This is a genomic window from Mycobacterium intermedium (genome assembly GCF_002086275.1).
GTDB classification, from domain to species: domain Bacteria; phylum Actinomycetota; class Actinomycetes; order Mycobacteriales; family Mycobacteriaceae; genus Mycobacterium; species Mycobacterium intermedium.
The window spans coordinates 1-2,082 of sequence record NZ_MVHT01000210.1; the positions used below are offsets into that span (position 1 = coordinate 1).

Annotated in this window: 1 pseudogene; it reads left to right on the forward strand. The window is 60.8% G+C overall.

The annotated features are described in order from the left end of the window. Nucleotides 1-615: 615 nt before the first annotated feature. Nucleotides 616-2,082, forward strand: a pseudogene (locus tag BST27_RS32105) (hypothetical protein); the annotation flags it as partial.

Genomic DNA, 2,082 nt, shown 5'->3' on the forward strand with positions numbered 1-2,082 from the left:
TTCGGCTCGTGGGGTGGGTTCGGCGGTGCGGGCTTGCAGGCGTTCGTGCCGGCTCTGTCGGGTGTGGGGTTGGGCAGTGTGTTCAGCGGCGGGACGTTGAGCGCGGTGTTGAGTACGGGCAGCCTGAGCGGGTTGTTGAGCAGCCCGGCGGTGACGGGCTTGTTGAGCAGCCCGGCGGTGAGTGGGCTGTTGAGCGGGCACAGTTTGAGCAGTCTGTTGAACAGCCAGTCGGTGAGCAGCCTGTTGAGCAGTCTGCGTTTTGGCGCGGGCGATGTGTCCAGTGTGTTGAGCCAGCTGGGTGTGGGTACCGGGACGGCGGCCGCGGGTTGGGGTCATTGGGGTCACTGGGGTGGCTTCGGCGGTTTCGGTGACTTCGGCGGTTTCGGTGGCTTTGGTGGCTTCGGTTCGGGTCGTGGCCTGGGCTTGCTGTCTGGTTTGTTGAATTCGGACTTTGTGTCCAACGCGTTGGGCAGTGGCGGTGTGGGTGCGTTGTTGAGCAGTTCGTCGGTGACGGGTCTGCTCAACAGCACGGCGGTCAGCACGCTGTTGAGCAGCGCCACGGTGAGTAGCGTGTTGAGTAGCCCGGCGGTGAGCAGTCTGCTCAGTAGTCCGACGGTGAGCACGTTGTTGAGCAGCAAGGCGTTCGGCAGCCTGGTCAGCGGTCTGCAGTTGAACAACGGGTCCAGCTTGAGTGCTTTGTTGGCTCAGTTGGGTGTGGGTGGCACTGGTAGTGCGGCGGCGTCGACGTTGTCGACGCCGTGGGGCAGTTTCTCGGTGAACCAGATCGCGAATTTCGTTGAGTCCCATGGTGGTCTGCAGGCGGTGTTGGCCAACCTGTCGCGGTCGTCGGCGTTCACTTCGTGGCTGAGTTCGGATGCGTTCATCAGCCAGTTGAACGATTCTTCGATCACCGCTTTTGTGGGCAGCCCGGTGGTCACCAATTTGTTGAGCAGCCCGTCGGTGACGGGGCTGCTGAGCAGCCCGGTGGTGACCAATTTGTTGAGCAGTCCGTCGGTGACAGGACTGTTGAGCAGTCCGGCGCTCAGTGGGCTGTTCAGCAACCCCTCGATCAGCAGCCTGCTCAGTAGTGTGCATCTGAGCAACGGCAGCAGTTTGGGCAGTTTGTTGACCCAGTTGGGTGTGGGTGGTACCGGTAGTGCGGCGGCGTCGACGTTGTCGACGCCGTGGGGCAATTTCTCGCTGAACCAGATCACGAGTTTCGTTGAGGCTCATGGTGGTTTGCAGTCGGTGCTGACCACGTTGTCGAATTCGCCGGCGTTTACCTCGTGGGTGAGTTCGGAGGCGTTCATCAGCCAGTTGAACGACCCTTCGATCACGGTGGCTTTGAGTAACTCGGCGGTCGCGAGCTTGCTCAGCGGTCCGTCGGTGGGCGCTGTGTTGAGCAGTCCGGTGGTCAGCAACCTGTTGAGCAGTCCGGTGGTCAGCACCTTGTTGAGCAGTCCCTCGGTCAGTGGTCTGCTGAGCTCGGGGAATCTTGGCAGCTTGTTGAACAGCCCGGTCATCAGCAATCTGCTCAGTGGGACGGGTCTGTCGGTCAAGCTGAACAGTCTGCTGGCGGTCAGCCCTGCGGCCGCGGCGGATGCGGTCACTGACATCTTCGGTAACACCGGGACGGGCAACATCGGGTTCGGTAACACCGGGGACAACAACATCGGGTTTTTCAACACCGGTAACGGCAACGTCGGTATCGCCAACTCCGGGTTTGATCTGCGCGGGATTTTGAATGCCGGGGAGGGTAACTCCGGGTTGTTCAACACCGGCAGTTACAACACCGGTATCGGTAACTCCGGTATCGGTAACACCGGGTTGTTCAACCCGGGCAACTTCAACACCGGTATCGGTAACCGCGGTAGCTTCAACACCGGAAGTTTCAACGAGGGCAGCTTCAACAGCGGTGACTTCAACAGCGGTGACACCAACACCGGCTGGTTCAACACCGGCGACCTCAACACCGGTATCGCCAACTCTGGTGACATCAACACCGGTATCGGCAACTCCGGCAACATGAACAACGGGTTCTTCATCCGCGGCGACGCCCAAGGCATCACCGGGGTCACCTAC